This is a genomic window from Bradyrhizobium sp. CCBAU 53338, assembly GCF_015291665.1.
Taxonomy (GTDB): domain Bacteria; phylum Pseudomonadota; class Alphaproteobacteria; order Rhizobiales; family Xanthobacteraceae; genus Bradyrhizobium.
This window is the reverse complement of record NZ_CP030048.1, coordinates 399,893-422,443: the sequence shown is the minus strand read 5'-3', so window position 1 is coordinate 422,443 and position 22,551 is coordinate 399,893. Positions and strand designations below refer to the sequence as shown.

At 64.7% G+C, this 22,551-nt stretch carries 20 protein-coding genes; 6 read left to right on the top strand and 14 right to left on the bottom strand.

Annotated elements, in window-relative coordinates:
• The first annotated feature begins 95 nt into the window (after positions 1–95).
• The 3 genes from XH90_RS02035 (at position 96) to XH90_RS02025 (ending at position 2,446) form a co-directional block, all read left to right on the top strand.
• Positions 96–1,310: a divergent polysaccharide deacetylase family protein gene (locus XH90_RS02035; protein ID WP_194478976.1), complete on the top strand. Its 1,215-nt coding sequence runs from the start codon at positions 96–98 to the stop codon at positions 1,308–1,310.
• A gap of 64 nt (positions 1,311–1,374) precedes the next feature.
• Positions 1,375–1,881 carry an RNA pyrophosphohydrolase gene (locus tag XH90_RS02030; protein ID WP_194478975.1) on the top strand — a complete coding sequence of 169 codons (507 nt, stop codon included), beginning with the start codon at positions 1,375–1,377 and terminating at the stop codon, positions 1,879–1,881.
• Between the two features lie 64 nt (positions 1,882–1,945).
• Entirely contained in the window at positions 1,946–2,446 is a 501-nt protein-coding gene (locus tag XH90_RS02025) for an RNA pyrophosphohydrolase (protein ID WP_194478974.1), read from the top strand.
• A 293-nt stretch (positions 2,447–2,739) separates the two neighbouring features.
• Here XH90_RS02025 and XH90_RS02020 read toward each other — a convergent pair whose 3' ends face one another.
• Complete coding sequence (locus XH90_RS02020) at positions 2,740–3,687, bottom strand: 2-hydroxyacid dehydrogenase (RefSeq protein WP_194478973.1); 948 nt, start codon at positions 3,685–3,687, stop codon at positions 2,740–2,742.
• A gap of 100 nt (positions 3,688–3,787) precedes the next feature.
• Here XH90_RS02020 and XH90_RS02015 point away from each other — a divergent pair, with 100 nt between their 5' ends.
• Both XH90_RS02015 and XH90_RS02010 read left to right on the top strand, forming a co-directional pair.
• Positions 3,788–4,543: an SDR family oxidoreductase gene (locus tag XH90_RS02015; protein WP_194478972.1), complete on the top strand. Its 756-nt coding sequence runs from the start codon at positions 3,788–3,790 to the stop codon at positions 4,541–4,543.
• A 35-nt stretch (positions 4,544–4,578) separates the two neighbouring features.
• Positions 4,579–5,460, top strand: a complete 882-nt coding sequence (locus XH90_RS02010; protein ID WP_194478971.1) for an NAD(P)-dependent oxidoreductase — start codon at positions 4,579–4,581, stop codon at positions 5,458–5,460.
• 17 nt (positions 5,461–5,477) lie between these two features.
• Here the strand turns inward: XH90_RS02010 and XH90_RS02005 are convergent, their stop codons facing one another.
• From XH90_RS02005 to XH90_RS01950, 12 genes are all read right to left on the bottom strand, one after another.
• The gene (locus XH90_RS02005; RefSeq protein WP_194478970.1) at positions 5,478–6,383 is read right to left on the bottom strand and encodes an SMP-30/gluconolactonase/LRE family protein; all 906 of its coding nucleotides are present in this window, start codon (positions 6,381–6,383) and stop codon (positions 5,478–5,480) included.
• 18 nt (positions 6,384–6,401) lie between these two features.
• On the bottom strand, positions 6,402–6,740 hold the full coding sequence (locus XH90_RS02000) for a hypothetical protein (protein ID WP_194478969.1): 339 nt from the start codon (positions 6,738–6,740) through the stop codon (positions 6,402–6,404).
• Between the two features lie 102 nt (positions 6,741–6,842).
• Positions 6,843–7,928, bottom strand: a complete 1,086-nt coding sequence (locus XH90_RS01995) for a substrate-binding domain-containing protein (RefSeq protein WP_371748377.1) — start codon at positions 7,926–7,928, stop codon at positions 6,843–6,845.
• A gap of 121 nt (positions 7,929–8,049) precedes the next feature.
• A complete protein-coding gene (locus tag XH90_RS01990) occupies positions 8,050–9,102 on the bottom strand; it encodes an ABC transporter permease (RefSeq protein WP_194478967.1) in 1,053 nt (350 codons plus the stop codon).
• A gap of 50 nt (positions 9,103–9,152) precedes the next feature.
• Positions 9,153–10,652: a sugar ABC transporter ATP-binding protein gene (locus XH90_RS01985; RefSeq protein WP_194478966.1), complete on the bottom strand. Its 1,500-nt coding sequence runs from the start codon at positions 10,650–10,652 to the stop codon at positions 9,153–9,155.
• Between the two features lie 149 nt (positions 10,653–10,801).
• Complete coding sequence (locus XH90_RS01980; protein ID WP_194478965.1) at positions 10,802–11,800, bottom strand: LacI family DNA-binding transcriptional regulator; 999 nt, start codon at positions 11,798–11,800, stop codon at positions 10,802–10,804.
• A gap of 273 nt (positions 11,801–12,073) precedes the next feature.
• Positions 12,074–13,681 carry an adenylate/guanylate cyclase domain-containing protein gene (locus XH90_RS01975; protein ID WP_194478964.1) on the bottom strand — a complete coding sequence of 536 codons (1,608 nt, stop codon included), beginning with the start codon at positions 13,679–13,681 and terminating at the stop codon, positions 12,074–12,076.
• 163 nt (positions 13,682–13,844) lie between these two features.
• Positions 13,845–14,252: a F0F1 ATP synthase subunit epsilon gene (locus XH90_RS01970; RefSeq protein WP_194478963.1), complete on the bottom strand. Its 408-nt coding sequence runs from the start codon at positions 14,250–14,252 to the stop codon at positions 13,845–13,847.
• 88 nt (positions 14,253–14,340) lie between these two features.
• Positions 14,341–15,774: a F0F1 ATP synthase subunit beta gene (atpD, locus tag XH90_RS01965; RefSeq protein ID WP_194478962.1), complete on the bottom strand. Its 1,434-nt coding sequence runs from the start codon at positions 15,772–15,774 to the stop codon at positions 14,341–14,343.
• Positions 15,775–15,860: 86 nt separating this feature from the next.
• Positions 15,861–16,733 carry a F0F1 ATP synthase subunit gamma gene (locus XH90_RS01960; RefSeq protein ID WP_194478961.1) on the bottom strand — a complete coding sequence of 291 codons (873 nt, stop codon included), beginning with the start codon at positions 16,731–16,733 and terminating at the stop codon, positions 15,861–15,863.
• A 145-nt stretch (positions 16,734–16,878) separates the two neighbouring features.
• Positions 16,879–18,408, bottom strand: coding sequence for a F0F1 ATP synthase subunit alpha (atpA, locus tag XH90_RS01955; RefSeq protein ID WP_194478960.1), 1,530 nt, complete (start codon positions 18,406–18,408; stop codon positions 16,879–16,881).
• Positions 18,408–18,968 carry a F0F1 ATP synthase subunit delta gene (locus tag XH90_RS01950; protein ID WP_194478959.1) on the bottom strand — a complete coding sequence of 187 codons (561 nt, stop codon included), beginning with the start codon at positions 18,966–18,968 and terminating at the stop codon, positions 18,408–18,410. Before XH90_RS01950 ends, atpA begins: the two co-directional genes overlap by 1 nt.
• Before the next feature lie 649 nt (positions 18,969–19,617).
• Here XH90_RS01950 and XH90_RS01945 point away from each other — a divergent pair.
• Positions 19,618–20,127, top strand: coding sequence for a septal ring lytic transglycosylase RlpA family protein (locus XH90_RS01945; protein ID WP_194478958.1), 510 nt, complete (start codon positions 19,618–19,620; stop codon positions 20,125–20,127).
• 125 nt (positions 20,128–20,252) lie between these two features.
• Here XH90_RS01945 and XH90_RS01940 read toward each other — a convergent pair whose 3' ends face one another.
• On the bottom strand, positions 20,253–22,463 hold the full coding sequence (locus XH90_RS01940) for a primosomal protein N' (RefSeq protein ID WP_194478957.1): 2,211 nt from the start codon (positions 22,461–22,463) through the stop codon (positions 20,253–20,255).
• Positions 22,464–22,551 lie beyond the last annotated feature (88 nt).

Genomic DNA, 22,551 nt, shown 5'->3' with positions numbered 1-22,551 from the left:
TTTTGCGTGGAACTCCTGGCCTCCCCGGCCTATCCCGGCCTGCCGCCACTTGACCTCGCCGTGGTATCGTCGGGCTAAGTGATTCGGGATCTCGCATGACTGAAACGGCGGATGATCTGAGCGCCCCGCTCGGACAGGACAAGCCGCGTCGGAAACGGCGGCTGCGGCTGCCTTTCACGGCCATGCAGTTGCTCGCCGTGATGCTCGGCCTGTTCCTGGTCGCCTTTGCAGGCTTTGCCATCTTCAACAAGGACCCGCTCGGGGGCGAGCCGATGACGCGGATCGCGATTCGCGATCCCAAGGCCGCCGACGAGAAGCCCGCGGCCGGCCACGGCCAGGACGCCAAGCAAGAGAGCAAGCACGACACCAAGGAAGCGCCGAAGCAGGCCGACGACCAGAAGACCGTCACCATGATCGACGGCTCGACCGGTGCCCGCCACGACGTGGTGATCGGCGCCGGCGACCCCACCGACAAGGGCGAGGCGGCTTCCGCGGCCCCGCCCGTCATGGCTGGGATCGACCCAAAGCTGCTGGAGAAGTCGCGCTACGGCATGATCCCCGCGATCTCGGGCGATCTCAAGCCGTTCAACGTCTATGCCGCCGAGGCCGACCGCGCCAAGGCCGCGAAAATGCCGGTCGTCGCGATCGTGATCGGCGGCCTCGGCGTCGGCGCCGCCAAGACCACCGATGCGATCATGAAGCTGCCGGGCGCGGTGACGCTGGCCTTCACGCCTTATGGATCCGATCCGGGAAAGCTGGCCGAGCGCGCCCGCGCCCAGCGCCACGAGATCTTCCTGCAGATCCCGATGGAGCCCTACGACTTCCCGGACAACGATCCCGGCCCGCAGACGCTGCTGACCTCGCTCACCCCCGACCAGAACTCCGACCGCCTGTACTGGCACCTGAGCCGGATGCAGGGCTATGCCGGAATCACCAATTTCATGGGCGCCCGCTTCATCGCGACGGAGGCGGCGATGCAGCCGATCATCCGCGAGGCCTCCAAGCGCGGGCTCGGCTTCTTCGACGACGGCACCTCGCCGCGCAGCATCGCGCCGCAGGCGGCCGGAAGCCTCGCCGTTCCCTTCGGCAAGGGCGACATCGCGCTCGACGCGGTGCCGACCGCGAACGAGATCGACCGTGCCCTGAACAAGCTGGAATCGGTGGCCCGCGAGCGCGGCGTTGCCATCGGCACGGCTTCTGCGCTGCCCGTCTCGATCGAGCGGGTCGGCGCCTGGATCAAGACCTTGAGCGACCGGGGTATCCTATTGGTGCCATTGACAACCGCGATGCTGAAATCAAGATCCAGCTAAATCAAAGAATTGGTACGGCACGGCGTCCCTCGCCCGGCCGGCAGTACGCGAGAGGTTTGGCGGCATGGCGCGTTACGAGGATCTGCCCTACCGAACCTGCGTCGGGGTGATGCTGATCAACACGAAGGGCCTGGTGTTCATCGGTCGCCGCGCCGGCGGTATCGAGCATGTCGACGACGGCCACGTCTGGCAGATGCCCCAGGGCGGTGTCGATCCCGGCGAGGACAATTGGGAGGCGGCCAAGCGCGAGCTCTATGAGGAGACCAGCGTGCGCTCGATCGAGCGGCTCGGCGAGGTGCCGGACTGGCTGATCTACGACATCCCCCGCACGGTCGCGGGCCGCGCCTGGAAGGGCCGCTACCGCGGCCAGCGCCAAAAATGGTTCGCGGTGCGCTTCACCGGCAAGGACAGCGAGATCAACGTCGAGAAGCCCGGCGGTGGCGGCCACAAGGCCGAATTCGTCAGCTGGCGCTGGGAGCCGATGAAAAACCTTCCCGAACTGATCATCCCGTTCAAGCGCCCGGTCTATGAGCGCGTGGTGAAGGAATTTTCCGCGCTCGCCGATGACTAATTCAAATTGTCATCCCGGCTTTGGTGCTAAGGCACCGGCTGGACTGACAATGAGAGATGCAGGCGTGACCAACGAAAAACCCTATCGTCCCAATGTCGGGATCGCGCTGTTCAATGCCGACGGCCATGTGCTGGTCGGCCACCGCTTCAAGGGCGACGGCCCCGAGATCATCCTTCCGGGCCTCGACTGGCAGATGCCGCAGGGCGGCGTCGACGAAGGCGAGAATTTGCGCGATGCCGCCATGCGCGAGCTCTGGGAGGAGACCAATGTGGTCAGCGCCTGTTATCTCGGCGAGACCGACTGGTACGCTTACGAATTCCCGCCCTATGACGGACCGCAGACGCATCGGCTGGCAAAATTCCGCGGCCAGCGCCAGAAATGGTTCGCGCTGCGCTTCACCGGCAAGGACGACGAGATCGACCCGCTGACGCCGCGCAACGGCCAGCCCGCCGAGTTCGACGCCTGGCGCTGGGAGCGCCTCGACCGTGTCGCCGATATCGTGGTGCCGTTCCGCCGCGAGGTCTACCGGGCAGTGGCAGAGCAGTTCGCGCCCTTCGCCAAATGAGAACGCGAAAACAACCCCATGCACAGTAGAACGGGGGTTGAAATGATGAGAGAATTTTGCCGGAAATTTGCGTGTGAGGAGGGCGCCGCTTTCTCGTTCCCTCCCCCCTTGCGGGGAAGGGAACGCACCGTCGTCGGTACCGCGGTTGATGCGCAAACGGACATTCGGCTAGCGCGGTGCGAGTAACGAATGGCCGAGAGCGAGAGGTCGGCGCCGCGACCGCTCGGGTCCTCCACTTCGTGGGGTGACGTGAATGACGACGGCTTTCATCAGACCCTGACAAACGAAAGAAGTTAGAGGACCGGACTGGGCAGCGCGCGGCCAGCGAAATGCGCGGCGAGATTGTCGCGCATCAACTGGCCCATGGCCTTGCGGGTCTCGACCGTCCCGGAGGCGTGGTGAGGCTGCAGGAGTACATTCGGCAGCTCCAGGAATCGCGGGTTCAGGTTCGGCTCGCTTTCGAAGACATCGAGCGCCGCTGCGCCGAGCTTGCCGCTCGCAAGCGCCGAGATGAGCGCCGCTTCGTCGATGTTGGAGGCGCGCGAGACGTTGATGAGGAGGCCGTTGGGTCCGAGCGCATCAAGAACCGCAGGCCCGACGATGTGCCGGGTCGCTGCCGAGGCGGCGAGCGTGACGAAGAGGACATCCGAACGTGCGGCGAGGGCGACCGGGTCGGCGACGAAGGTCCAATCCTTGGCGTATGGCTTCGCCTCGATGTCCGAATAGGCGATGTCCATGTCGAAGCCGGTCAGCCGGCGTGCCACTTCAAACCCGATGCGGCCGAGGCCAAGGATGCCTGCGCGCTTGCCCCAGGCGCGTGTCTTCAAGGGATAGAGTCCCTTGGCGGCCCATGATCCATCGCGCACCCAGCGCTCGGCACCGTTCACGCCGCGCCATTGTGCGAGCATCATCGCGATCGCGATGTCGGCCACGTCCTTCGTCAGCACGTCCGGCGTATTGGTGACTTGGACACCGCGCGACCGGCAGCTGTCCAGATGCACGGCATCGAAACCGACGCCGTAGATCGAGATGATTTCAAGCTTCGGACATGCCGCGATGAGCTCGGCACCTGCGCCGAGTTCGCCACGCGTGGCGATGGCTCGCACACGCGCTCCGGCTGCGTCAAGGAGGGCATGCTTGTCAGCCGCCTCGAAATAGCGGTGGACTGTGTAGGCTTCATCGAGCGGGAGCTGATCCCATTCCGGATAGGGGCCGATCTGAAGGATTTCGGGCTTCGACATGTGGGGGAGCGCTCCTCTTCGGCCTCGTCTTGACAGGAAATGTTATCGATAACATAGTGTGGCGAATAATAGATGTCGAGACGCAAGAAGAGGAAACAGGGTGGCGATCAACTTGTTCGATCTGACAGGGCGCAGAGCGCTGGTGACAGGATCTTCGCAAGGCATCGGCTTTGCGCTTGCGCGCGGCCTGTCCGAGGCCGGTGCGGAGGTCGTTCTCAACGGTCGCGACGAGGCCAAGCTTGCCGCCGCCGCCAGCTCCATCGCGGGCACGCGAACCCTTGCCTTCGATGCCGCCGACCACGCCGCTTCCCGCGCGGCTGTCGATCGCTTCGAGGCCGACATCGGGCCCATCGACATTCTCGTCAACAATGCGGGCATGCAACACCGCGCACCGCTCGAGGATTTCCCCGCAGACGCGTTCCAGCGCCTGCTGCAAACGAACATCGCCTCGGTCTTCAATGTCGGTCAGGCCTGCGCCCGCCACATGATCGCGCGTGGCGCCGGCAAGATCATCAACATCGCGTCCGTGCAAACCGCACTCGCGCGCCCGTCGATTGCGCCCTACACAGCGACGAAGGGGGCCGTCGGAAATCTGACCAAAGGCATGGCGACGGACTGGGCGAAGCACGGCCTTCAGGTAAACGCGATCGCGCCCGGCTATTTCGATACGCCGCTCAATGCCGCGCTGGTTGCGGATTCTGCGTTCTCGGCCTGGCTCGAAAAGCGCACCCCGGCGGGCCGCTGGGGCAAGGTCGAGGAACTCGTCGGCGCCTGCGTCTTCCTCGCTTCGGCCGCGTCCTCCTTCGTCAACGGACATGTGCTCTATGTCGATGGCGGCATCACGGCCTCGCTCTGAGGCGTGTCGTCGAAACTCACCGTGGAGATGTCGAAATGCCTGGTTCAGTCGCATTGATCGGCGCCGGCGCCATGGGCGGCGCAATCGGAGCTCGGCTTGCTCAAACCAGCACCCGATTGTTGGTGTTCGATCTCGATCCTGCGAAGGTCGCGTCTCTCGTCGAACACGGCGCGACTGCGGCAAGCTCTGCTGCGAAGGCCGCAGTCGAAGCCGATGCCGTGATCCTCAGCCTCAACTCGTCCAAGATCGTGCGAGCTGCAATGTTCGGGCCGGCGGGTGTTGCCGAAGGCGCGCGGAAGGGCACCCTCATCATCGACATGTCGTCGATTGACCCGGAATCCACGCGCGCGCTGGCGAGGGACGCGGCCGCAGCCGGGCTACGCTGGGTCGACAGCCCTCTGTCGGGCGGCGCGCCGAAGGCCCTGATCGGCCAGTTGACCTGCATGGCCGGTGGGGATGCTGCCGATGTCGCGGAGGCGCGGATGGTGCTCGCCGAGGTCGCCTCGAATTTCACGCATATGGGCCCGAGTGGCGCGGGACAGACAACGAAACTGATCAACCAGGTTCTGTGCGCGCTCAATTTCGTCGCGGTGGCCGAGGCGACGGCGCTGGCGGAGGCTTCCGGCGTCGATGCTACAAGAATTCCTCTGGCCTTGCGCGGCGGCCGGGCCGACAGCGCGATCCTCCAGGAATACATGCCGCGCTTTGCTGCGCGCGACTATCGTCCGACGGGTCGCATCGACAACATGGTGAAGGATCTCAACGGCGCACAGGATCTTGCGCGCCAGACGGGCATCGCGATGCCGATGACCGTCGTTTGCGCCGAGATCCATCGGCTGCTGACCGCGATCGGGTGCGGCGCGATGGACCAGGCCGCGCTGATGGAATTCTGGGCGGCGCGCACGCCGCCCGCTTGATGCGCCCCCTCGCGGGCTCAGGACAATCCGTGCGCGTTGACGAAGATCGCATAGAGCGATGTCTGCGCGGTGATGTAGAGCCTGTTTCGCTTTGGTCCGCCGAAGGTCAGGTTTGAAACGATCTCAGGCACCGGAATGCGTCCGATCAGCGCGCCGTCGGGCGCATAGACGGCCACGGCATCCGCCGTCGACGTCCAGATGTTGCCGTTCCGATCGACGCGGAATCCATCGTAGAATCCGCTCGGCGAGGTTGCGAAGATGCGTCCCTCGCCGACCCCAAGCCCGCTTGGCGCAACGTCATAGGCCCGGATCACCGCCGGCAAGCCCGGCACGTGCGTCGCGCCGGTTTCGGCGACATAGAGCAGCCGCTCGTCGGGCGAGAAGGTGAGGCCGTTCGGCTTCACCATGTCTGTCACAACCGCCGACAGCGCCCCGCTTGCCGGATCGAAACGATAGACGTTGCTGGCGCCGATCTCGCTTGGCCCGGCATGCCCTTCGTATTCGCTGTCGATGCCGTAGGTCGGATCAGAGAACCAGATGGTTCCGTCCGACTTGACCACGACATCGTTGGGAGAGTTGAAGCGTTTTCCGTCGAAGCGTTCGACCAATCCCACCCAACGGCCATCGGGCTCCAGCCGCGAGATGCGGCGGCCGCCATGTTCGCAGGCGATCACACGTCCCTGCGCATCGCGGCTATGACCGTTGTGATAGCCGCAGGGGCTTTCGAACACCGAGACCGAGCCGTCAGTCTCGTCGAAGCGCAACACGCGATCGTTGGGAATGTCGGACCACAGCAGCGACTTGGCTGATGGTACATAGACCGGGCCCTCGGCCCAGCGGCTGCCGGTCCAGAGCCTGTCGAGCTTAGCATGTCCGATGATCAGCGCCTGAAAGCGCTGGTCGAGAATGTCGTAAGTGCTCACGGCGTAAGATCTCCGCGATCAGTCGGTCGGCAACGCGAAGTCATCGGCTTTGAAGACCGTGTGGAAGATGGAGCCGTCGAAAATCTCGGTCAACCCCTTGGTGACTTCGCGGCTCTCGAAGCGAACCGGCGAGGCGAGCGCCTGCTCGATCGCCTCGCGCGATGGATAGCGGATCGCGAGCACCATCTCGTAACGCTGGGCATCGCTGTCACTTTCCTGCTGGCGCAGCACACGAACCTCCTCGGCACCGGGAAAGCGCGTCCACAGCGGCACAAGCTTCTCGCGGACATAGGAGGTGAATTCGGCTTCGCGTCCCGGCTTGATGCGGCCACTGAAAAAAGCGCAACGGATAAACATCGGTATTCGCTCGTCTGTCTGATGGAGTGGAAGAAAAATCGGCGGTCAGCTTGTGGCCGACCGCCGAGGGAGCACGGCCATGCCGTGTTCGGCGGAGGAAACCTAGAGACCCCAAGCCTTCTTGTAGGCGTCGCGATAGCCGTTGCCCGGGTCGAACGTATTGGTCGGGCCGCCGTCGAATTCGACATTGGCCTTGGTCACCACATGCAGCGGCGAGACATAGCCCGACCATTTCTCTCCGGCGATGGCGCGGTTCAATTCGTCGACGAGCTGCCAGCCCTGGAGATTCAGCGGCTCGGCTACGGTGACGGCCTGGTAGGCGCCGGAGCGGATGCGCTGATAGGCGCTTTCGGAGCCGTCGCCCGCGGCGACATTGATGGGCGCGCCGGTGCCCTTGATGCCGGCCGCAGAAAGCGAAGGCGCCATGAAGTCGTAGTAGAGGTCGTTGATCGCGAGCGAATGCGTCCAGGCGGCGCCGTGCTTTTGCAGGAGAGAGGTGGTGAGCTGCGGCATGCGCGTCGAGGTTTCGGCGATCGGCGTATCGACCCATTCGAGAACCTTGCCGCCGAGCGCCTCGATCACCTCTTTCATCTTCTTCGCCTTGGCGATCGCGATCTCATAGGTCGAGTCGGTGAAGATGATCACACCGGGCTTGCCTTTGGCATCGACGAAGGCCCAGTTGGCCGCAGCGGTGGAGACGGCCATCGGATCGGTCGTCACGTTGGCAAAGACGCCGGCTTCGGGAACGGGGCCGATCACGGGAGCCGCGTGCCACGAAACCATCGGAATCTTGGCAGCCTTGGCCGCCTCCATGCCGGGCTTCTGTTCGACCGCGTCGAAGCCGCAGATCACCAGGCCGTCGGGCTTGAGCGTCATGGCCTGGCCGAAGGCAGCGGTGCGACCGGAGACCGAGCCGGCGCCATCAAGCGTGCGCACGGTCCAGCCGGCGGCCTTCGCGGCCTCCTCGATGCCCTTGGTGACGCCGAGCACGCCACCGTTCTTCATGTCGGAAGCGAGTACGACGATGGTCTTGCCCTTGGCGATTTTCGGAGCGGTGGTCGGACCGTCCCATTTGTCGACCTTGGACGCATATTTGCCAACGAAGGCGTTGGCGTCCGCGAGCGAATCGGCGTGGGCGGACGCAAGACCAAATGCGAGGCCGGCGACGACAGCGCCGGTTCTTATCATCGAATGCAACATAGAGCGTTCTCCTTGGGTTCAATTGCCGTTTCGTTTTTTCGCCGGCTCTTCGCCGGGCTTTCCGTTGTGGCCGGCTTGCTGCCGGCCACGAACTCCTTCAATGGCTGTTTCAAGCCTTGCGATCGGGTGCGCCGACCGGGACCTTCGCAACGGCACCGCGCTTCCTCTGCGCGTATCCGGCCATTCCGATTGCGGCGAGCAGGGTGAGGCCGTTGAAGAGCGGCTCGACCCAGAAGGAGCCGCCGAACTGCTGAATGCCGGCGATGCCGACCGCGAGCACCGCGACGCCGACGATGGTGCCCCAGACATTGACGCGGCCGGGCTTGATGGTGGTCGAACCGAGGAAGGCGCCGACGAGGGCGGGCAGGAGATATTCGAGGCCAACGCTTGCCTGGCCGATGCGCAGCTTCGAGGCGAGCAGAACGCCGGTGACAGCAGTGAGGATGCCCGACGCCATGAAGGCACCGACTGTAAAGCGCTGCACCGGAATGCCGTTGAGCGCGGCCGTCTTCGGATTGGCGCCGATCGCGTAGATGTAGCGGCCGAGCGGCAGATATTCGAACATCAGCCACATCGCCACCGCGAGCACGAGCACGTAGAAGCCGGTGATCGGCAAGCCGAACACCATCGTGCCGTTGAGGGCAAGGAACCCATCCGGCAGCATCGCGACGACCTGCCGGCCGCCAGTGTGCCAAAGCGCGAGCGCATAAAGCACCGTGCCGGTGCCGAGCGTGGCGATGAAGCTGTCGATGCGCGCGATTTCGACCAACAGGCCGTTGAGGAGGCCGGTGAAGGCACCGAGGCAGATGACGACGAGAACCGCGACCGGCCAGGGCAGGCCGAAGGCGACTTGCAGGCTGATCACCAGGATGTGCCAGAGCACGATACCATAACCGACCGTGAGGTCGATCTTGCCCGCGGCCATCGGGATCATCGCCGCAAGCGACAGCATGGCGATGATCGACTTGTCGGAAACGATCGAGCGCAGGTTGAGCAGCGTCGGAAACGTGTTGGGCAACAGGATCGAGAACAGCGCGATCAGCGCTGCCGTGATGATCGGCAGGCCGTAGACCGGCAGCAGCCGCGTGACCTTCTGCGACCGCGACGCGCCGGCGAGATCCGCGCGCGTCGGTTCCAGTGCGTTCGATTCGATCGAATTCATTCCCATACGTTCCTCCCGGCGGACCTCTCGTAAGTCCGTGCGATTGTCCCTTACGCGGCCTCGGAGGCCGACGCGGCAGTGATCAGGGCTTCGGTCGTCAGTCTGTCTCCTGCGATCTCGGTGATGATCCGGCCGCGGTTGAAGACGAGCGCGCGATGGCAGATATGCGCAACTTCCTCGAAATCGGTGGAGACGGCGACGACAGCAAGTCCTTCGGTGATGGCGCGCGCGATCAGCCGATAGATCTCGGCTTTGGCGCCGACGTCGACGCCGGCAGTCGGATCCTCGGCCACAAGCAGCTTGCGGCCCGTGGCGAGCCAACGGCCGACGACGACCTTCTGCTGGTTGCCACCGGACAGACCCTCGATCGCGAGATGCGGATCATTGGGCCGCAGGCCCACGAGGGCGCCGAGCTTGACCGCCTCTTCCGCCTCGCGGCGTGGTGCGAGCACATCGAACAGGCCGCGTCCCGAGGCGCCCGGGTTGAGGAAGGCATTCTCGCGGATCGACAACGACGCTGCGATCGATTCCTCCGTTCGGTCGCGCGCGACCAGACCAATGCCGCCGGCCATGGCCGTCATCGGGCTGGACAGATCCGGCGCCGTGCCGTCGACCAGGATCTCGCCGCAATGCGCGACCGCGCCGAACAGCGCGCGGCCGACGTCCTCCTGACCCGCGCCGCGCAAGCCCACGAGGCCGAGGAGTTCGCCCTCGCGCACGTCGAAATCCACGGGGCCGGACTTCGGGGTGATCAGTCCGCGCACCGTGACGCGGGTCTTGCCGGAGTGGGAAGCCGCTTTCTCGAACATGTCGAGCAGGGGTCTGCCGACGATCAGCCGCACCAGATCCTCGGGCGAAGTCTCGCCGATTGCCTTCTCGCCGACGAGCTGGCCGTCGCGCAGCACGACGACGCGGTCAGCGATGCGGAAGATCTCGTCGAGCCGGTGTGACACATAGATCATGCCTACGCCCTGTTCGCGCAGACGCCGCAGCGCCGCGAACAGGCGCTCCACCTCATCGGCAGGCAAGCTCGCCGTCGGCTCGTCGAGCACGAGGAAATCGCAATTGACGACGAGCGCGCGGGCGATGGCGACCAGCGACTTCTCGGTGCGCGACAGGTTCGCAACGCGCGTGGTCGGGTCGATATCACAGCCGACGAGCGCGAGCGCCCTGGTCGCGCGCGCCTCGGCGCTGCGCCAGTCGATGAGGCCGAACGGCCGCGCGCGCGGAAAGCCCTGGGCGAGCCCGACATTCTCCGCCACCGTCATCCATTCGACCAGGCCGAGATCCTGATGGATGAAGGCGACGGGTTGGTGGTCGGCGCGGCCGCCGGGCGCATGGTGATAGGGCTCGCCTGCGATCGTCACCGCGCCGGCGTCCGGACGATGGATGCCGCCGAGCACCTTGATGAGGGTCGACTTGCCCGCGCCGTTCTCGCCGAGCAGGGCGACGACTTCGCCGCGCTTGACGCCGAAGCTGACGCCTTTGAGCGCGCGAGTGCCGCCGAACGACTTGACGACCCCATCGAAGCGCAGTGCACCCGGTGCCATCCCTGGTTCCTCCCGAAATCGCCAGCCGACCGCGATCGGTTGGGAGGTGCTCCCAACCGATGACCAGGCGCCCGGCCATCGTGATCCATTATGGCGTCATATTTGTTATCGATAACACTATCCGGTCAAGCGACGCTGTCAAGCCGGACTCAGGTGCTTTCGCGCTCGATGACCTCAAAGGGGACGATCAACGTCTCGGGCCCTGGTCTGCGACCATCCCTGATGTCGTCGATGGCGCGTAACAGGACGCTGCCGGCTTCCAGTCCGATATTGCGGCAATCGACGGCGACGGTCGTGATCCTCGGCCAGGAACAACGCGAGACCTCGAAGTCGCCGAAGCCGGCCACCGCGATCCGGCCGGGGACTGCCCAACCGCGGCGGTGGCATTCCATGATCGCGCCAAAGGCAGACAGGTCGGAGACGCAAACGGCGGCGTCCACATCCGGCCATTGCTCGATGAGCTGGACGATGGCCTCGCCACCCTGTTGCATGGAGATTGGCGGATTGCCGAACGAGATCGTACGTCCGACCGGCAGGCCGAGCTCCTCGACGGCTCGCTTGTAGCCGAGCCGGCGATCGGCGCCGCGCGTGTCGCGCCTGCTGGCGCCGCCGATGAAGGCAATGTTGCGGTAGCCCTTCTGGTAAAGCCGATGCACGAGCGCGCGCGAGGCTTCGGCGTTGGAGAAGCCCACGACATGGTCTATCGGGTCGGCAGGCAAATCCCAGGTCTCGACCACCGGAATGCCGGCGGATTGCAGCATCCGCCGCGCCTTCGGTGTGTGGCGACCGTCGGTGACGATGATCCCGTCGGGCCGGCGAGTCAGCATGGCCCGCACGAGTTGCTCTTCCTTGTCGATATCGTAGTCGGTGTAGCCGAGAAGCATTTGAAGCCCCTGGCCTTCGATCGCCTCGGTGATGCCGCGCGCAGTGTCCGAGAAATTGGAGTTGTTGATGGAGGGGATGAGGGCCGCCACGAAGCCCGTCCGCTTCGAGGATAATGCGCCCGCAGACAGGTCGAGCACATATCCGAGCTCTTCGACGGCAGCGAGGATTCGCTGCCGTGTCTCCTCGGAGACGGCGCCGTCGCTCTTCAACGCACGCGAGACGGTCATGGCGGAAACGCCCGCCCGCACCGCCACCTCAGCCATGGTCGCTGGCCGCTTGGGCGCCTTTCTGGTCGTCGTCCGAGTTCGTTTCATCTCAACGCGGTCTTTGCTAGATTCTCACGCCGCCGGATCAGGACCAGCAAACCTCCTTTGCCGATGCGATTCGGCCCGCCCCGGCTTGCAATGACCATGGTATCGATAACAGTCCACGCTGCAATGGTTTTAATAGATCATCGCGACGTAACGGATCACCCTCCCCTCGTCACAGATGCATGGCGCTGCAAGACAGCTGCGCACTCACAGCCGGATTTCCAGCTAATTAATCGGCCCCACCGTAAACGGGCCGATCGCGATCACGTGGCAGTCGCTGTCGTGCTTGACGCAGTCGGCGAGCGCGGAGTTGATCGCGGACTGCTCATTGGCAGCCTTCAGGCCGAGACCCGGACGGCCCGCGGTGCCGACCGCAACCGCATTCCAGCCCATGCCGTCGCCGAGCTTGCGTGCGACGTCGTCGCGCGCATCGGCGACGATCGAGGGATTGCTCGCGGCGTGGAAGAAGCCATTGGCCTTGAGCAGGGTTGGGATCGGCACGACGAAGACGTCGTCGACCACCACAGTCATACAGGGCGCGCCCGCGAACGCGCCGCAGGATTCCAGCGAACGCCGCGCCGCGTCGTCGACAGAGGTTGCTCCCAGCGCCCAGAAATATTGTCCGCCCGGGCCGAGCGCGACCGAGCGCGATTTCGCCGCCTGCACGTAGATATTTTCGAGCCGGGTTCTGGCTTGCTCACGCACCATCGGCAAGTCCTTCGGCACAAATGCGCGCTCGGTGATGGCGTCGTGCCGAAACCAGGGTTGCGGCGGCATCGGCGGGCTGCCGTGGCTGTAGACCACCTTGTTGCCGACAGCGTAGAGCTCGCAGCGCCGCGGCGATTGCGCGGCGTCCGCGCGCTTCTGGCATTGGTCGACCGCGCCGTTGCGGGCGGCCTCCTCGGTCGGCTGATTGAGCGCGGAGCCGAAGAATCCGCCGATGTTCAGGGCATAAGCCTTGTAATCTCCGGCGGCCGAATATTCGTTGCTGAGAAAGGCACGCTGGCGCTCGCCGATGAACGGCACTGCGTCCACGGGGATCTTGCCGCGGGCTGCCGCCGACGGCATAGCGGCAGCCGCCTGGGTCGGCGTCGGGCTGGGTGATGGCGCGGCGACCGGACTCGAGCCCGGTGCTGCTGCGGTGGACGTTGCCGGGGTCGAGCCGACCTCCGCGGTCTCGAGTTTGGTGAAATAGAGGAAGCCGCCGACGCCGATCGCGACGACGGAGACCACGCCGACGACCAGCGGCCACATCCAGTTCGGCGTGGGCGATGCCTTCGCGACCTTCTTCACCTGCGGCGTGGCATAAGTGCCGTCCTCGCGCCGCATCGCCACCATGTAGGCGTGCACCGGCGTCGGGATGTTCTTCACCTCCTGCGCACCGATATCGGCGAACTGGACCGACAGCTTGTTGGCGACCTGTTCATGCACCGCACGGGAGACGCAGATGCCGCCGACCTCGGCGAGCCCTTCGAGCCTTGCTGCGATGTTGACGCCGTCGCCGAGCAGATCGCCGTCGCGCTCCACGACGTCACCGATGGTGATGCCGATGCGGAACGACATCTGCCGGCTCGGCGGATAGGCCATGTTGCGGGTTCGCAGGGATTCCTGGATGTCGATCGCGCAGCGCACCGCTTCCACCGCGCTCGGGAATTCCGCGAGCACCGCGTCGCCGGCGGTATTGAAGATGCGCCCGCCGGCCTTGGCGATGAAATCGTCAACGACCAGGCGATAGGAGGCCAGACGCCGCAGCGTCTCCTCTTCATCCTCCGCGACCAGCCTCGAGTAACCGGCAATATCGGCTGCGAAAATCGCTGCGATCTTGCGTTTCATCTGCTGCCCGCCCCGGAACAAATTCGCGGGCGCAGAATGCCGCTATCTCCGGCGCGGTGCAACAAAGTTTCAGCGCCCGCCACGGCAGTGACGAGCGCTGATTTTATTACAGTTTCTCGAGGGGTCGGCGCGACGTGCCGCGGTCGCAAGCGCGACGCAGCGATTAGTGCATCGCGGTCGAACTGACCTGCTGCTGGATGCTCTTGTAGTGGTCGAGCCACTCGATCGCCCGATCGAGTTCGTCGCCCTCGTGCTCTTTCAGCTTTTCTTCCATCTCCGAGATGGTCTCGGCGAACTGGGCGCGATCGAGCTCGTCCAGCGATGTCGCGACGTCGGCGAGCACGGTCAGGCCCTTTTCGGAAACTTCGGCGAGACCGCCGAGCACGATGACCTTCTCGTGCTTGCCACCCGTGGTGATGGTGAGGATGCCCGGGCGAATCGCAGCCACGACCGGCGCATGACCAGCCAGCACGCCGAAGTCACCCTCGACGCCGGGAACGTCGACCTGGTCGACTTCGCCCGAGAACGCGAGCTTTTCAGGAGAGACGAGATCGAAGTGGAAGGTGGCCATGAGAAACCTGCGAGTAGCGAGTGGCGAATAGCGAGCGGCGCGATCGGGAGCAGCGACTATTCGCTACCCCCCGTTCGCCATTCGCGTCTTAGGCGGCCTCGGCCGCCAGCTTCTTGCCCTTCTCGACCGCCTCTTCGATGGTGCCGACCATGTAGAAGGCGGCTTCCGGCAGGTGGTCATACTTGCCTTCCACCAGGCCCTTGAAGCCCTTGATGGTGTCGGCGAGGTCGACGAACTTGCCCGGCGAGCCCGTGAAGATTTCGGCGACGTGGAACGGCTGCGACATGAAGCGCTCGACCTTGCGGGCGCGGGCCACGGTCAGCTTGTCCTCTTCCGAAAGCTCGTCCATGCCGAGAATGGCGATGATGTCCTGGAGCGCCTTGTAGCGCTGCAGCACCTGCTGGACCTGACGGGCGACCGCGTAGTGCTCCTCGCCGACGACCAGCGGGGAGAGCATGCGCGAGGTCGAGTCGAGCGGATCCACCGCCGGATAGATGCCCTTTTCGGCGATCGAGCGCGACAGCGTGGTGGTCGCGTCCAAATGCGCGAACGAGGTCGCCGGCGCCGGGTCGGTCAAGTCGTCGGCCGGAACGTAGATGGCCTGCACCGAGGTGATCGAGCCCTTCTGCGTGGTGGTGATGCGCTCCTGCAGCGTGCCCATGTCGGTCGCCAGCGTCGGCTGGTAACCCACCGCCGAAGGAATACGACCGAGCAGCGCCGACACTTCGGAGCCGGCCTGGGTGAAGCGGAAGATGTTGTCGACGAAGAACAGCACGTCCTGGCCCTTGTCGCGGAAATCTTCCGCGATGGTCAGACCGGTGAGCGCGACGCGGGCGCGGGCGCCCGGCGGCTCGTTCATCTGGCCGAACACCAGCGCGCACTTCGACTTCACGCTCGGATCCGGATTCTTCGGATCGGCGTTGACCTTGGACTCGATGAACTCGTGATAGAGGTCGTTGCCTTCGCGGGTACGCTCGCCGACGCCGGCGAACACGGAGTAACCGCCGTGCGCCTTCGCGACGTTGTTGATCAGCTCCTGAATCAGCACGGTCTTGCCGACGCCGGCGCCGCCGAACAGGCCGATCTTGCCGCCCTTGGCATACGGAGCGAGCAGGTCGACGACCTTGATGCCGGTGACAAGGATTTCAGCTTCGGTCGACTGGTCGGTGTAGGTGGGCGCTTCCTGATGGATCGCGCGCAGGCCTTCCGACTTGACGGGACCGGCTTCATCGATCGGCTCGCCGATGACGTTGATGATGCGGCCGAGCGTGCCTTCACCGACGGGAACGCGGATCGGCGAACCGGTGTCGGTCACTTCCTGGCCGCGGACCAGACCTTCGGTGGTGTCCATCGCAATGGTGCGGACGGTCGATTCACCGAGATGCTGGGCGACTTCGAGCACCAGGCGGTTGCCGCCGTTCTTGGTCTCGAGCGAATTGAGAATGGCCGGCAGGTGGCCTTCGAACTGCACGTCGACGACGGCGCCGATGACCTGGGTGACGCGACCGGACTGGGCTGCCATTGGATGTCTCCTTCGATCCGAACTTCTAGACCACGATCAGCTTGTTGATCGGGATGTTGCGTTTGACGGGTACTGAAGCGTCTCGATCAGACGGCCTCGGCACCCGAGATGATTTCGATCAGTTCCTTGGTGATCTGCGCCTGACGCGTGCGGTTGTAGACCAGCGTCTGCTTGCGGATCATCTCACCGGCGTTGCGCGTCGCGTTGTCCATCGCGCTCATCTGAGCACCGTAGAACGAGGCGTTGTTCTCGAGCAGCGCGCGGAAGATCTGAACCGCGAGGTTGCGCGGCAGAAGACGGGTGAGAATCTCATCCTCTTCCGGCTCGTATTCGTAAGACGTGGTGCCGGCGGCTGCGCCCTCCTCGACCACCAGCGGGATAACCTGCTGGGCAGTCGGGATCTGCGCGATCACCGAACGGAAGCGCGAGTAGAACAGCGTGCAGACGTCGAACTCGCCGTTATCGAACCGCGCCAGAACCTTCTTGGCGATGTCCTCGGCATTGACGAAACCGAGCTGACGAACGCTGCGCAGGTCGAGATGCTCGACGATCTGCTTGTCGAACAGGCGGCGGAGCTGCTCGTAACCCTTGCGGCCGACGCAGAAGAATTTCACTTCCTTGCCCTGCGCCATCAGCGCCTGCGCACGCTCGCGGGCGAGCCGCACGATCGAGGAGTTGAAGGCGCCGGACAGCCCGCGCTCGCCGGTGCAGACCAGCAGCAAATGGACCTGGTCGCGGCCGGTGCCGGCCAGCAGCGCCGGCGCGCCGGGCGAACCCGCCGCGGCGCTGGCGATGTTGGAGATCACCGCGCTCATCTTGTCGGCATAGGGACGTGCAGCTTCCGCGGCGGTCTGCGCGCGGCGCAGCTTCGAGGCCGCGACCATCTGCATGGCCTTGGTGATCTTTTGCGTCGCCTTGGTGGAGGCGATGCGGACGCGCATGTCTTTAAGTGACGCCATTCTTCGTTCACCCCGGCGGTTCGACCTGATGCGTCGGACCGCTAGCCTGTCCCTGTCGCAATGCCCGGCCGGGCGCCGGGCACGCACTTTCTTGCTTGCCTATCGCGAAGCACGTCGTGGCCGGGCGATCCGGCCACGTCTGCGATTACGCGAAGCTCTTCGCGAAACCCTCGACCACCGACTTCAGCTTGGCGGCGGTGTCGTCGGAGAGATCGCGGCTGTCGCGGATCGAATTGAGGATCTCGACGTTCTTGCCGCGGAGCAACGAGAGCAGACCATCCTCGAACGCGCGCACCTTGTTGACCGGAAGCGGGTCGAGATAGCCATTGGTGCCGGCCCAGATCACGCAGACCTGCTCTTCCATCTTCAGCGGCGAGAACTGCGGCTGCTTCAGGAGCTCGGTGAGGCGCGAACCGCGATTCAGCAGGCGCTGGGTCGAGGCGTCGAGGTCGGAGCCGAACTGCGCGAACGCCGCCATTTCGCGGTACTGCGCGAGCTCGCCCTTGATCTTGCCGGCGACCTTCTTGGTGGCCTTGGTCTGCGCGGACGAGCCGACGCGCGACACCGACAGACCGACGTTCACCGCGGGACGGATGCCTTGGAAGAACAGGTCGGTTTCCAGGAAGATCTGGCCGTCGGTGATCGAGATGACGTTGGTCGGGATGTAGGCCGACACGTCGTTGGCCTGGGTTTCGATGACCGGCAGCGCGGTCAGCGAGCCGGACCCATGGTCCTTGCTGAGCTTCGCCGCGCGCTCGAGCAGGCGGGAGTGCAGATAGAACACGTCGCCCGGATAAGCTTCGCGGCCAGGCGGACGGCGCAGCAGCAGCGACATCTGGCGGTAGGCGACGGCCTGCTTGGACAGATCGTCATAGATGATGACGGCGTGCATGCCGTTATCGCGGAAGAACTCGCCCATGGTGCAGGCGGTAAAGGGCGCGATGTACTGCATCGGCGCCGGATCCGAGGCGGTGGCGGCGACGACGATCGAGTATTCGAGCGCGCCCTGCTCTTCCAGCACCTTCACGAACTGGGCGACGGTCGAACGCTTCTGACCGACTGCGACGTAGACGCAGTACAGCTTGATGTTCTCGTCGGGCTGCGCGTTGAGCGGCTTCTGGTTCAGAATGGTGTCGAGCGCGATCGCGGTCTTGCCGGTCTGACGGTCGCCGATGATCAACTCACGCTGGCCGCGGCCGATCGGGATCAGGGCGTCGATCGCCTTGAGGCCGGTCGCCATCGGCTCGCTCACCGACTTGCGCGGAATGATGCCGGGCGCCTTGACGTCGACGCGCATGCGCTTGTCGGCCTGGATCGGGCCCTTGCCGTCGATCGGATTGCCGAGCGCGTCGACGACGCGGCCGAGCAGGCCCTTGCCGACCGGCGCGTCCACGATGGCGCGGGTACGCTTGACGGTCTGGCCTTCCTTGATCTCGCGGTCGGCACCGAAGATAACGACACCGACGTTGTCGGTTTCGAGGTTCAGCGCCATGCCGCGGGTGCCGTTCTCGAACTCGACCATTTCACCGGCCTGGACGTTGTCCAGACCGTAAACGCGGGCGATACCGTCGCCGACGGACAGCACCTGTCCGACTTCGGAGACTTCAGCTTCCTGGCCGAAATTCTTGATCTGGTCCTTGAGGATCGCGGAAATTTCCGCGGCGCGGATGTCCATCAGCCTGCCTCTTTCATCGCGTGCTTGATCGAATTGAGTTTGGTGCGAAGCGAACTATCGATCATGCGGCTGCCAAGCTTCACGACGAGGCCACCGATGATCGAGGGATCGATCTTCACGTTGAGCGCGACGTCCTTGCCGGTCACCGACTTCAGGGCAACCTTGAGGGCGTCGAGATTCTTGTCCGAGAGCGCTTCCGCCACGGTCACGTCCGCGGTCGCCTCGCCCTTGAACTTGGAGACGAGGGCGCGATAGGCGCGGATGACGTCAGCCACCGCGAACAGGCGGCGGTTGGAGGTCAGCACTTTCAGGAAATTGGCGGAGATGCCGGCAATACCGGCCTTGTCCAGAACGGCCGAGAGGGCCTTGGTCTGGGCGTCGGCCGCGAAAACCGGACTGCGGACGAGGCGCTTGAGATCAGCGCTTTCGTTCAACAGAGCCTCGAACTTGTCGAGATCGGCTTTGACCTCGTCGACCACTTTCTGGTCGCGGGCCAGTTCAAACAAGGCCGTTGCATAACGGCCCGACACACCGGAAACGGACGTATCTTCTGCAGCCACAGACGCGCTCTTTTAGCTGTCAAATTCGCAAGGGAAAAACCGTCGCCACGAAGCGGCGCCTAGCGATCCAAGCCCTTGGAATTCAAGCGGGACTTCGATTTTCGACCGACACAGGACGTGCCGGGCTCGTTAAAATCGCGGCTTTGCTAACATAGCAGGCGCGCACGTGCAACATGACGCCAAATTAAAGGCACGACCTTCTGTCGCCAGTTCGTCGCAGCTTCGCGACAGCCCGGCGGCGATCACCACCGTGACCTGCCACGCCACGGAATTGCCGCGAGCCTTTCGCCGGCAACGCGCCCATTGGTTCCTGCTTTCAGCGCATAGCGGCCATGAACACGAATCGCTGAGGCGTGATTCCGGCCGCGCCGAACGCGACCCCCGAATACTTACCCAATTCTAAACGCAAAGCATAACAACTTTGCTTTACAGTATTCGAGAGTAATAAATCAGTTAAAGAAACGTTAAAGTGAAAGATTACGGAACTTCGGCTGAATATCGATTCAGATCACAAGATATTTCAACGGGACATGGAAGGGATTTACTGCCCAATTCACGCCTCATTGGGAATCGAAACGCCAACCCGCTCACAAACTGATGGGGGCTTCACTTGCCACATATGTGGCATTACTAGCGTAGGGACCACTAAATGCTGTCTTTGAAGATGCTGGGCACTGTGACCCGGCCGCGCACGGCGCTCGCTTTCGTCGCTGCAACTCTCCTCGTCGGTGGAACTGCCACCGAGGCTTCCGCCAAGTCCAGGCATCACCACCGCTACTCTCACCATCATCACCGCCACCACGCCCAGGACGATTCCAACGCGACCTCCGATTGGCGCAACGCCAATGCGTCGATGACGCCATCGTCGGGCACGGGCCGCAGCTTCTCCGGCATGGCCTCCTATTACGGCAACGAGTCCGGCAGCCGCACCGCGTCGGGCCAGCGATTCAACCAGAACGCCATGACCGCAGCGCACCGTTCGCTGCCATTCGGCACCAAACTCCGCGTCACCCATGGCGGCCAGAGCGTCATCGTCACCATCAACGACCGTGGCCCGTTCGTGCGCGGCCGCGTGCTCGACCTCTCCACGGGCGCTGCCCGCGCCATCGGCCTCACCGGTGCCGGCGTCGGCCGCGTCACCGCGGAAGTGGTTTCGTAACAGCGCGCTTCGCGTGAAATAAGCCCGCCGTCTTTGGGGGACGGCGGGCTTATTTATTTGGCTCATCGCCACCAATACCCCGTCATTCCGCGGCGCGACGACGGAGAGTATGGCGGCGGTGGCTGTTACAAAAAGCTCTGCGGGTCGACGTCGACCTCGAGCTTCTGGTTGCCCTTCGGCTTCGGGCACACCGCGAGCCAGTTGCGCAGATAATCCGACAGATCAAACCCGCGCGCCGATTTCACCAGGATGCGGAACCGGTAGCGGCCCTTGATCACCGCGAGCGGCGCTTCCGCCGGGCCCAGCACCACCACGCGCTCGTCGCGCGGCGCGAGTGAAACGAGCCTGCGGCCCAGGCCCTCGGCGCTCGGACGATCGCCCGCCGAAATGATCAGGCTCGCAAGCCGCCCGAACGGCGGGTAGAGCGTGCGTTCGCGCAGATCGATCTCGCTGTCGTAGAAGGCCTCGCGATCGCAGGCGATCAGCGCCTTCATCACGGGATGATCGGGCTGGTGGGTCTGGAGATAGCCGACCCCGCGACCCTGCTCGCGCCCGGCGCGGCCGATCACCTGGTTGAGCAATTGCCAGGTGCGTTCCGCGGCGCGCGGATCGCCATTGCTCAAGCCCAGATCCGCATCGACCACGCCGACCAGATTGAGCCGCGGGAAATTGTGGCCCTTGGCGACGAGCTGCGTCCCGATGATGATGTCGACGCGTCCTTCCGCGATCTCGGCAAGTTCGCTGCGCATCGTCTCGATCGAGGTGATGAGATCGCTCGACAGCACCATGGTGCGCGCGTCGGGGAACAGCGCGGCCGCCTCTTCCTGCAAGCGCTCGACGCCGGGACCGACCGCGACCAGCGATTCCTCCGCCGAGCAGTTCGGGCAGACATGCGGGCGCGGCATCGAGAAGCCGCAATGGTGACAAACGAGACGCTGGCGAAAACGGTGATCGACCAGCCAGGCATCGCAGATGGTGCAGGCGAAGCGATGGCCGCAGCCGCGGCACAGCGTCAGCGGCGCATAGCCGCGGCGATTGAGGAACAGCAGCGCCTGCTCGCGCTTTTCGATCGCAACTCTGATCTCGCTTGCAAGCCGCGGCGAGATATAGCGGCCGCGCGCGGGCGGCTCGCGGCGCATGTCGATGGCTTCGATATGCGGCATGTGCTGGCCGCCGAAGCGCGAGGGCAGCGCGATGCGCTGATAGCGGTTCTTGCGCGCATTGACCTCAGATTCGACCGAAGGCGTCGCGGAGGCCAGCACGATCGGGATTTTGGCGATATGCGCGCGCACCACCGCCATGTCGCGGGCGTGATAATGCACGCCCTCGTCCTGCTTGTAGGCTTGGTCATGCTCTTCATCGACCACGATGAGGCCGAGATTGGCGTAGGGCAAAAACAGCGCCGAGCGGGCGCCGACCACGACCGGCGCAGTGCCTTCCGAGATCGCCGCCCAATTGCGCGCGCGGGTGCGCGGCGTCAGCTCGGAGTGCCACTCGATCGGCCGCACGCCGAAGCGCTGCGCGAAGCGGTCGAGGAACTGGCCGGTGAGCGCGATCTCCGGCATCAGGATCAGCGACTGTTTTCCACGGCGAATGGTTTCCGCCACGGCCTCGAAATAGACCTCGGTCTTGCCCGAGCCGGTGACGCCGTCGAGCAGCGCGACGTGAAAGGTGCCGTCGGCCGCGAGCGCGCGCATCGCATCGACGCCGGCGCGCTGCAGCGGCGAGAAATCCGGCCGGCCGAACTCCGGATCGGGCGCCGGCGGCGGCGGTGGCGGCGGCATCGGCTCGACCGTGAGCGTGCCTTCGTCGACGAGGCCGTCGATCACGCCGGCCGAGACGCCGGCTTCCCTGGCCGCCTCGGACTTGCCGTGCAGCAGCCGGTCCGACAGCACCTCGATCACGCGCGCCCGCGCCGGCGTCAGCCGCCGGGGAGGATCGCCGACCAGGCGCACGCCGGGACGCACGCGCTCGGGGCCGAGATTCTCGCCCATGCGCAGGCACATGCGCAGCACCATGCCGCGCGGGCTCAACGTGTAATTGGCGACCCAGTCGACGACCGAACGCAGCTCGGGCTTCAGCGCCGCAACGTCGAGCTTCTCGCTGACCTCCTTGAGGCGGTTGTGCAGGCGCGGATCGGGATTGGCGTTTTCGCCCCAGACCACGGCGAGCACCTCGCGGGCGCCCAGCGGCACGCCGACGAGATCGCCCGCCTTCAGCTCCATGCCGCGCGGCACCTTGTAGGAATAGGTCTGGTCGAGCGCGACCGGCACCAGCACGTCGACCATGCGGGTCGCGTTGGCGGGGGCGGTCGAGCTGCGCGACGAATGATCCATTGAAAGAGAATCGGAACCTTGGGGCTTTGAGGCTAGCGCCCCGGGCCGGCCTTAGCGAACGGTAAACCGGTGAGATGCGATATACTGT

Coding starts and splice junctions, on each gene's coding strand:
- XH90_RS01980 (WP_194478965.1), bottom strand. CDS start 11,800: ATGGCTGAGGTGGCGGTGCGGGCGGGCGTTTCCGCCATGACCGTCTCG.
- XH90_RS01990 (WP_194478967.1), bottom strand. CDS start 9,102: ATGAATTCGATCGAATCGAACGCACTGGAACCGACGCGCGCGGATCTC.
- XH90_RS01945 (WP_194478958.1), top strand. CDS start 19,618: ATGCTGTCTTTGAAGATGCTGGGCACTGTGACCCGGCCGCGCACGGCG.
- XH90_RS01940 (WP_194478957.1), bottom strand. CDS start 22,463: ATGGATCATTCGTCGCGCAGCTCGACCGCCCCCGCCAACGCGACCCGC.
- XH90_RS02020 (WP_194478973.1), bottom strand. CDS start 3,687: ATGTCGAAGCCCGAAATCCTTCAGATCGGCCCCTATCCGGAATGGGAT.
- atpD (WP_194478962.1), bottom strand. CDS start 15,774: ATGGCAGCCCAGTCCGGTCGCGTCACCCAGGTCATCGGCGCCGTCGTC.
- XH90_RS01960 (WP_194478961.1), bottom strand. CDS start 16,733: ATGGCGTCACTTAAAGACATGCGCGTCCGCATCGCCTCCACCAAGGCG.
- XH90_RS02010 (WP_194478971.1), top strand. CDS start 4,579: ATGCCTGGTTCAGTCGCATTGATCGGCGCCGGCGCCATGGGCGGCGCA.
- XH90_RS01985 (WP_194478966.1), bottom strand. CDS start 10,652: ATGGCACCGGGTGCACTGCGCTTCGATGGGGTCGTCAAGTCGTTCGGC.
- XH90_RS02035 (WP_194478976.1), top strand. CDS start 96: ATGACTGAAACGGCGGATGATCTGAGCGCCCCGCTCGGACAGGACAAG.
- XH90_RS02030 (WP_194478975.1), top strand. CDS start 1,375: ATGGCGCGTTACGAGGATCTGCCCTACCGAACCTGCGTCGGGGTGATG.
- XH90_RS02000 (WP_194478969.1), bottom strand. CDS start 6,740: ATGTTTATCCGTTGCGCTTTTTTCAGTGGCCGCATCAAGCCGGGACGC.
- XH90_RS01970 (WP_194478963.1), bottom strand. CDS start 14,252: ATGGCCACCTTCCACTTCGATCTCGTCTCTCCTGAAAAGCTCGCGTTC.
- atpA (WP_194478960.1), bottom strand. CDS start 18,408: ATGGACATCCGCGCCGCGGAAATTTCCGCGATCCTCAAGGACCAGATC.
- XH90_RS01975 (WP_194478964.1), bottom strand. CDS start 13,681: ATGAAACGCAAGATCGCAGCGATTTTCGCAGCCGATATTGCCGGTTAC.
- XH90_RS01995 (WP_371748377.1), bottom strand. CDS start 7,928: ATGATAAGAACCGGCGCTGTCGTCGCCGGCCTCGCATTTGGTCTTGCG.